This is a genomic window from Streptomyces sp. NPDC097595, assembly GCF_044761525.1.
Classification (GTDB): domain Bacteria; phylum Actinomycetota; class Actinomycetes; order Streptomycetales; family Streptomycetaceae; genus Streptomyces; species Streptomyces drozdowiczii_A.
In genome coordinates this window covers 1-7,152 of the sequence record NZ_JBIWCN010000037.1, presented here as the reverse complement: position 1 = coordinate 7,152, position 7,152 = coordinate 1, and the positions used below count along the sequence as shown (strand labels likewise).

At 67.7% G+C, this 7,152-nt stretch carries 8 protein-coding genes and 2 pseudogenes; 7 read left to right on the top strand and 3 right to left on the bottom strand.

All coding sequences use genetic code 11. The features are described from left to right. The 3 genes and pseudogenes from ACIQZN_RS34875 to ACIQZN_RS34865 form a co-directional block, all read left to right on the top strand. Window positions 1–300 (top strand): annotated as a pseudogene (locus tag ACIQZN_RS34875) (hypothetical protein); the annotation flags it as partial. A 457-nt stretch (window positions 301–757) separates the two neighbouring features. Beyond that, window positions 758–1,024 (top strand): hypothetical protein, encoded by a 267-nt coding sequence (locus ACIQZN_RS34870; protein WP_404002730.1) that lies wholly within the window; start codon window positions 758–760, stop codon window positions 1,022–1,024. Window positions 1,025–1,178: 154 nt separating this feature from the next. After that, complete coding sequence (locus tag ACIQZN_RS34865; protein WP_404002728.1) at window positions 1,179–1,379, top strand: hypothetical protein; 201 nt, start codon at window positions 1,179–1,181, stop codon at window positions 1,377–1,379. Here ACIQZN_RS34865 and ACIQZN_RS34860 read toward each other — a convergent pair. Continuing rightward, complete coding sequence (locus ACIQZN_RS34860) at window positions 1,366–2,013, bottom strand: helix-turn-helix domain-containing protein (RefSeq protein WP_404002726.1); 648 nt, start codon at window positions 2,011–2,013, stop codon at window positions 1,366–1,368. The genes ACIQZN_RS34865 and ACIQZN_RS34860 overlap by 14 nt on opposite strands. 176 nt (window positions 2,014–2,189) lie before the next feature. On the opposite strand from ACIQZN_RS34860, the pseudogene ACIQZN_RS34855 reads away from it, so the two are divergent. Further along, window positions 2,190–2,756 (top strand): annotated as a pseudogene (locus ACIQZN_RS34855) (helix-turn-helix transcriptional regulator); the annotation flags it as partial. Between the two features lie 37 nt (window positions 2,757–2,793). Here the strand turns inward: ACIQZN_RS34855 and ACIQZN_RS34850 are convergent. Both ACIQZN_RS34850 and ACIQZN_RS34845 read right to left on the bottom strand, forming a co-directional pair. Beyond that, window positions 2,794–3,651, bottom strand: a complete 858-nt coding sequence (locus ACIQZN_RS34850) for an aldo/keto reductase (protein ID WP_404002724.1) — start codon at window positions 3,649–3,651, stop codon at window positions 2,794–2,796. Continuing rightward, window positions 3,648–4,082 (bottom strand): cupin domain-containing protein, encoded by a 435-nt coding sequence (locus ACIQZN_RS34845; RefSeq protein ID WP_404002722.1) that lies wholly within the window; start codon window positions 4,080–4,082, stop codon window positions 3,648–3,650. Before ACIQZN_RS34845 ends, ACIQZN_RS34850 begins: the two co-directional genes overlap by 4 nt. Before the next feature lie 242 nt (window positions 4,083–4,324). On the opposite strand from ACIQZN_RS34845, the gene ACIQZN_RS34840 reads away from it, so the two are divergent. The 3 genes from ACIQZN_RS34840 (at window position 4,325) to ACIQZN_RS34830 (ending at window position 7,062) form a co-directional block, all read left to right on the top strand. After that, window positions 4,325–5,209: a helix-turn-helix transcriptional regulator gene (locus ACIQZN_RS34840; protein ID WP_404002720.1), complete on the top strand. Its 885-nt coding sequence runs from the start codon at window positions 4,325–4,327 to the stop codon at window positions 5,207–5,209. Between the two features lie 251 nt (window positions 5,210–5,460). Then, complete coding sequence (locus ACIQZN_RS34835) at window positions 5,461–5,988, top strand: peptidylprolyl isomerase (protein WP_404002718.1); 528 nt, start codon at window positions 5,461–5,463, stop codon at window positions 5,986–5,988. A gap of 87 nt (window positions 5,989–6,075) precedes the next feature. Beyond that, window positions 6,076–7,062: an aldo/keto reductase gene (locus ACIQZN_RS34830; protein ID WP_404002716.1), complete on the top strand. Its 987-nt coding sequence runs from the start codon at window positions 6,076–6,078 to the stop codon at window positions 7,060–7,062. Window positions 7,063–7,152: the final 90 nt, after the last annotated feature.

Here is a 7,152-nt window from a genome sequence, read left to right as displayed (position 1 = left end):
CTCGATGAGGAGATCTGGTTGCCCATCGAATCCGACGACCACGAGTCCATGGTCGTCGGCGCTCCTCAGGTACTACCGCTCGCCGAGAAGCTGGCCGCAGCCATCGATCTGCCAGCCGAAACCCCGGCAACATGCGACAACCTCGACCTGAGCACGTGGTTCAGGCACCAAGCAATGGAACCGGCCACTACTCGAACAGGACCGTGGACCAAGGACCAGGACACAGCCTTCTACGTCGCACTGTTCCTGCGCGCTGCACAGCACTCGATCCGACGCGGCTGCCCCATCGTTTGCACCTGAGGCGCGACTCAATCGCAGCCCGTGCGCGTGTACTCAATCAGCTGTGCTGCATCGTCGCCGGCATGCTGACCCTGGACATTGGCTTGATGGATAGACAAGCCGGCCCGGCGCAGCTCACGTGCAAGGGATCCGACGCCGCTTGGAGGGAGGTCACGAAGGCAGTCACGAACTGCGCGGGCCAGTTCAGAAAAAGGCACATCTTTGAAACCAGAGAGCGCTTGTGCGAGAAGAGTACGGGCTTCGTCAGTGCCGAAGAGGTACTCGACGCGGTCAGCGTAACTAGGCACACTCTTTCCCTAGATTTGGCCCCGCGCCGCTCCACACGCTCTCTCAGCAGTGGTCTGCTACGCAACACTGCATCGCGTGACCTGCATCACACTGCCTAGTCGAATTCTCCTAGGCCACTCATGCGGCTGCTGTCGGCATGTTCCTTTGGGTTGCCGAGTTCGGTCTTCCAATGCACACGCTCTTCGATGTAGTGAAAGTTGAGGGGGCACGGAAGGGGACGAACGTAGAGAGGATTCCGCCGTCGATCAAGCTCTGCCTGTGCTTCCCGTTCTTGCCGCTCGCGTCGTTCGATGATGTGCTGCCGCAGCGCTCCGGGAAAGTGGAGTATGAGGTGGTATCCGCCGTCGACCCTGGGGCTTTCAACACGGGTCTGTTCCTCGTTCACCGTCACAACAGCTCTCACGGCGTGGGCAGACTGAGTACCGTCATTGCGTAGTCGATAGATTCCTGGTGCTACCCACTCGCCCTGCCAGCGCACATCGTGACTTTCAACGCCTCGTAGTTCCTGCTGCTGGAAAAGGTTTCCGCAGTCGATAAGTCCTTGGATGTAAGGGTGGCCAGTTCCGCTCCAGGCTCGTGGTGATCGCGGCATGGACGTCGGCGCGCACCTGCAGGGTGACGTGTTCGACGGCGCCGCCCGGGTAGCACAGGCACACCCCGTTGCTGCTGGCGTCGCACAGGATGGCGTGGACAATTCCGATACGCCGCGGCGCCGTTACATCTGGCTGCCGGCGCGGGCCTACCGCACCGAGTGCGTCGTCGGCGGCGTGACGGTGCTCAGCGAGTGGTGACGGCTGGAGCCTGCCAGAATCCTGCGGCAATCTCATGGTGTCGGGCGGGCACCGTGTTCGGACCGACACGGACATAGAACTCCGCGCGCTTCCCGTCGCGGTAGGCGTACATCCGACCGCCGCCGGAAACCTCGATAGCGATAACAGTCTTCCCGTCGTGCTCGATCACGCGTGGCTCGTAGGACGGCACCGGCTCCTGGTTGTCCCGGATCATCCCCACGACCTGGAGAACCTGCTTGTCAACGTTCGCCCCCTCAGGCAGGCCCACGATCTGCAGGTCGTCCCGGACTCCGATCAGGACAGTACCGCCGTCCTGCGACGCGAAGGCAGCGATGGTCTTGAGCATCTTCTTCCGTGAGTCGCCCTCCGGAACCTCTTGCTTGCACTCCAGGTACTTTCCCTCACCGTTCGCCAGGAGCAGCTCCAGCTCTGGTCCTGGCTCTTCCCAGACAACCGAGGCATCGCGGGTATGTCCGTACGCGGGAGCCGGACAGTGCCGCCAGTCCAGCCATCGGTCGTCGCAGCGGAGCATCAGAAGGCTGTCGTGCGCGAGTCCGTGGGGCAACTCGAAGCGGTAGACGCCTGCGCCGTCGACGGACTGACGCTCGTTGCCCGCAGCCCAGCTCAGCTCCAACACCGCATCGTTCAGGGCCTTGCCGTCGACAACAACTGTCAGTAGATCGGGCCCGATGAGAGCCGCTCGTGGGGGCCGGGGAGAGCATTTCGTATGCGGTGGGCACACCGTTCACACGTGTGAGGCGTCCGGATGTCGGCCCTACTTCGAACTGAGGACGCTGGCGGAGTTCGTCACGGCCCCCGACGGTCGAGGCCGAGTCGGAACTGCCCTTCGCCGGCCTGCACCAGCCCCTCTATCCGCTGCTGTCGTACGTCGACCGGCTGGACGAGGTGCACCGGCAGGTCTTCGACGTCGTCTTCGGCCGCAGCGCGGGAGCTCCCCCGTATCGCCGTACTGGACCTGCTCTCCCTCCGGGCCTCGAAGCAGCCCTGCTGCTGGTGCTTGACGACGGGCAGTGGCTGGACGCCTCCAGCACGGAGGTGTACGGCACCCGCATCGGGTCGCTGGGCGCCGACGTCCGCACGGAGCTGCTGCGCGGTGCCGTGGACCGTGTCGGCGCCGGTGTGGCGTCGGGTCCCGCGGGGAACTGCCGGCGCTACCGGATGCTGGAGGCCGACGGGGCCGCGAACCGCGGACCGCTGGACATCGATCCGCTGACCGGCGAGTTCGTCTTCCGGCACCCTCTGGTGCGCTCCACCGTGGTCCAGACGGCGACCCCCAACGAGCGGCGCGCGGCCCATCACGACGGCCTGGAGCGGGGCGGCGCCCTCGCGGCCATGGCCTGGCTGACCCGCGCCGCCCCGGGCGTCGTGCGTGGCGGCCCGGCCGGGCGCGGTCCTACTTGCCGCTGTAGACGGGGAAGGCGGCGTGCTCGCCGTAGTCGCGCTCGTCGAGGGTGCGCAGGGTGGTCATGTCGTCCTCGGAGATTTCGAAGTCGGCGTCGGCGTTGGAGCGCATGTGCTCGGGGTTCGCGGTCTTGGGCAGCGGCTGTGTGCCCAGTTGCAGGGTGTAGCGGATGCAGAGCTGCGGGACGCTCACCTTGTATTTCTCGGCGATCGTCTTGATCTGGCGGCTGTCGAGGAGCGTGCCGTGGGCGATCGGCGAGTACGCCTGCACGAGGATGTTGCGCTCCTCGCAGAAGGCCAGCAGTTCGTCCGGGGTGTTCCCGGCGTGCAGGAGCACCTGGTCCACCTGCGGTGCCACCGTTCCGTGGGTGAGGATGTTCTCCAGGTCGGACGGGAGGAAGTTCGACACTCCGATGGCGCGGATCTTCCCTGCCTTGTGGGCGTCCTCCAGTGCGCACCACGCCTGGCGGTTGCCCTCGGCGTAGTCGCCGCCGCGGAAGTCGTCCCATGGCTGAGGGGCGTGGATCAGCATCAGGTCGATGTAGCCGATGTCCAGCTTGGCCAGCGACTCGTCAATCGCGGCGGCCGCCGTGTCGTGGTCCTTGATCTCGGCGGCCAGCTTCGTCGACACGAACAGGTCCTCGCGCGCCACGCCGGAGGTGCGGATGCCTTCTCCTACGCCGCGTTCGTTGCCGTACGCCTGTGCGGTGTCGATGTTGCGGTAGCCGATCTCGACTGCGGCGCGGACGGCGGCGGCTGCCTGGTCATCGTCGATGAACCACGTGCCCAGGCCGAGCTTGGGGATCTCGACGCCGTTGGAAAGGGTGTAGGTCTCGTTCAGGATGCTCATGCGTTCTCTCCGTTCTTGGGCAGGCGGCCGTACACCTCGTCGGTGACCGGCTCCAGCCATTCGTTCCTGACGTCGTCTCCCGGCGTGATGAGGGCGAGGTGGGAGAACCACGCGTCGGCCTTCGCTCCGTGCCAGTGCTTCGTGCCCGCCGGGACGCGGATTACGGTGCCGGGGGTCATGCTGACCGGGTCCTGGCCCTCGGCCTGGTACCAGCCGCTGCCGGCCGTGCACAGCAGGATCTGGTCCCCGCCGCCACCGGTGCCGTGGTGGATGTGCCAGTTGTTGCGGCAGCCCGGCTCGAAGGACACGTTGCTGACCGGGACGCTCCCGCCGGTCAAAGGGGCGAGGTAGCTCTGCCCGACGAAGTTCTCAGCGTAGGCGTCATTGGTGTCCCCGAGCGGGAAGATCTGCTCGAAGTCATGGTCGGCCATGTCGGCTGTCTCCTTGATCGTTGTGATTGCCGACGGTCGTGTGCCCGTCGGCGCTTTGGCTCGCGGGTCCGCGGGACCGGTGAAATCAGGTGGCCGTCGGTGTCGTCCGAGCGAGGTCTGCCGCCCCGGGAAAGCACCACGTCATCCAGGTAACCCGCTCTTCGCGCGGGGAGCGAGACACCATCAAGGGGTGTACTGCCAGTACATCCCTTTGGACGCGGGCGGGACGTACCGTCGAAGGCGTGGACAACCGAGAAGAGGTCCGCGAGTTCCTGACCTCGCGGCGAGCCAAAATCACCCCCGGGCAAGCCGGCCTACCCGCCGGGAACCGGCGCCGGGTGCCCGGCCTGCGCCGCAGCGAGGTCGCCGCCCTGGCCGACGTGAGCGTGGAGTACTACGCCAAGCTGGAGCGCGGCAACCTCGCCGGTGTCTCCCCGGCCGTCCTCGAAGCCGTCGCACGCGCCCTCCGGCTCGACGACGCCGAGCGAGCCCACCTGCTGAACCTGGCGCAGGCCGCCGACGGCTCCGACGCCCTCACCCGCCCCCGCCGCCGCGCCACGCAGTGGAAGGCGCACCGCAGCCTGCAGTGGGTCCTGGACGCCATCACCACCGGCCCGGCCTTCGTCCGCAACGGCCGCATGGACATGCTCGCCACCAACCAGCTCGCCCGTGCCTTCTACGACGACGTCTACGCCACCGCCGGCAACCAGGCCAACCTGGCCCGGTTCCAGTTCCTCGACCCCGCCTCCCGCCGCTTCTTCCCCGACTGGGACCAGGCCGCAGACGTCGCCGTGGCCATCCTGCGCACCGAAGCCGGCCGCAACCCCCACGACAAGGACCTCCACGACCTCGTCGGCGAGCTGTCCACCCGCAGCGACGAGTTCCGCACCCGCTGGGGCGCCCACAACGTCCGCCACCACGGCACCGGCACCAAACGCTTCCACCACCACACCGTCGGCGACCTCACCCTCGCCTACGAAGGCCTGGAGATGGCCGCCGCACCCGGTCTCACCCTCACCGTCTACGCCGCCGAACCCGGATCGCCCCACGAAGAGGGACTGCGCCTCCTCGCCTCCTGGGCCGCCACCCAGAACCTCGGCTCGCCTGCGGAGCAGAGCGCCGACTGACTAGACTGCGACCGCTCCGAAATCTGACGATCTTCTGGAGGGTGTGCAGGATGAACCGAGGTCTCATGACCGCGCTGGCGGCACTGACGTTGGTCGTGTCCGGGGGCGGCGTCACCGCCTCCGCTTCCGAAGCCCCGCCGCGGACCACGCACGGGCCTTGCCAGTACTCCCAGACACCGGACGACCCGGCGGCGCGGCCGGTTCCCCTGCCGCCCGACCCGCGGCACACCCCCAGTCGCGGAGCGGTCGACATGGCTGTCCCGACCAGCCAGGGGCCGCTGCCCCTGCTTCTGGACCGGGCGAAGGCGCCCTGCACCGTCCAGAGCTTCGTGCACCTGGCGCGGCACCGGTTCTACGACCGTACGGTGTGTCATCGGCTGACGGCGTATCCGACCCTGAAGGTCCTGCAGTGCGGCGACCCGACGGGCACCGGCGAAGGTGGACCGGGGTACGCGTACAAGGACGAGCTGCCGGTGGACCTGCCGCCGGCGCCGACTGATCCGACCGGCACCCGTCGCGTGTACGGGCGCGGCTTGCTGGCGATGGCCAATGCCGGGCCGAACACCAACGGTTCGCAGTTCTTCGTCGTCTACGGTGACTCCGCACTGCGGCCGGACTACACGGTGTTCGGCACGGTCGGCGCCGCCGGCCTCAAGACGCTCGACAAGATCGCTGCCGGCGGAATCGAGCCGACCGCGGAGGATCCGGCGCCTGTCGACGGCACGCCCGTGCTGAGGACCGAACTGCGCAACGTCCGGCCTTCCTGCCGGCTCTCATGAACCTGTCTCGGCGTCCCTTGACTTCGAGAGCACTCCAGGAGGCAGACTCGCCGCCGAAGCCCCAGGCACCCTTCGGAAGGCACCCGTATGCGCTACCGCACCATCGGTCAGAATCCGGACACCCGCCGCGAGGTGAGCGTTCTGAGCCTCGGTGCCATGCGGTTCGGCACCATCACCGACGAGGCGACTTCGTACGCGATCCTCGACCGGTACGTCGAAGCCGGCGGTACCTTCATCGACACCGCCAACAACTACGCGTTCTGGGTCAACGGCACCCAGGGCGGTGAGAGCGAGCGGCTTCTGGGGCGCTGGCGGCGCAGCCGGGGCGTGGGCGACGAGATCACGATCGCCACCAAGCTCGGCGGCCGCCCCGACCGTCCCAGCTCGACCTTCACGAAGGACGTCGAGAGGCTCACGGCGAAGACGATCCGGGAGTCGGCCGAGCGCAGCCGGGAGAATCTCGGCACGGACAAGCTGGACCTGCTGTACGCGCACATCGAGGATCCCCGTGTCCCCCTCCAGGAAACGGTGGAGGGTTTCGCCGCCGTCGTCGCCGACGGCACGGTGGGCCTGCTGGGTGCGAGCAACCACCGTGTCTGGCGCCTGGAGCGCGCCCGGGCCCTCGCGGCGGCCGCGGGTCTGCCCGGCTACGAGGTGCTGCAGTACCACCACAGCTACCTCCGCCACCGCACCGACGAGCCCACACTCCGCTCCCCCGACGGCGACCTGGGGGTCACCTCCGGCGACCACCTCAGCTACCTCCGCGAAGACCCGTCCCTCTGCCTGGTCGCGTACTCCCCGCTCCTCAACGGCAGCTACGGCCGTACGGACAAGCCGCTGGACCCCGGCTACCAGAACGCGGGCACCGCTGCCCGGCTCACCGCCCTGGCCGAGATCGCGGCGGAGACGGGAGCCACGCAGAACCAGGTCGTCCTCGCCTGGCTGATGGGGGGCCAGATCCCGGTCATCCCCCTGGTGGGCGCGTCCTCGGTGGCTCAGCTGGAGGAGAGCCTGGCGGCGGTGGACCTCGACCTCACACAGGACCAGCGGGCGAAACTGGACGCCGCGCACTAGGTGTATTGCCCTGTGAGGTTGGGGACGCGGCTGGCGGGTGGTTGGCCTTTCAGTGCGGTGTGTCCGCGGTGGTGATTGTAGGTGTGCAGC

Excerpts from the sequence above, each read along its gene's own strand:
- ACIQZN_RS34870 (WP_404002730.1), top strand. The coding sequence starts at position 758 with ATGCACACGCTCTTCGATGTAGTGAAAGTTGAGGGGGCACGGAAGGGG.
- ACIQZN_RS34865 (WP_404002728.1), top strand. The coding sequence starts at position 1,179 with ATGGACGTCGGCGCGCACCTGCAGGGTGACGTGTTCGACGGCGCCGCC.
- ACIQZN_RS34850 (WP_404002724.1), bottom strand. The coding sequence starts at position 3,651 with ATGAGCATCCTGAACGAGACCTACACCCTTTCCAACGGCGTCGAGATC.
- ACIQZN_RS34845 (WP_404002722.1), bottom strand. The coding sequence starts at position 4,082 with ATGGCCGACCATGACTTCGAGCAGATCTTCCCGCTCGGGGACACCAAT.
- ACIQZN_RS34835 (WP_404002718.1), top strand. The coding sequence starts at position 5,461 with ATGGCTGTCCCGACCAGCCAGGGGCCGCTGCCCCTGCTTCTGGACCGG.
- ACIQZN_RS34830 (WP_404002716.1), top strand. The coding sequence starts at position 6,076 with ATGCGCTACCGCACCATCGGTCAGAATCCGGACACCCGCCGCGAGGTG.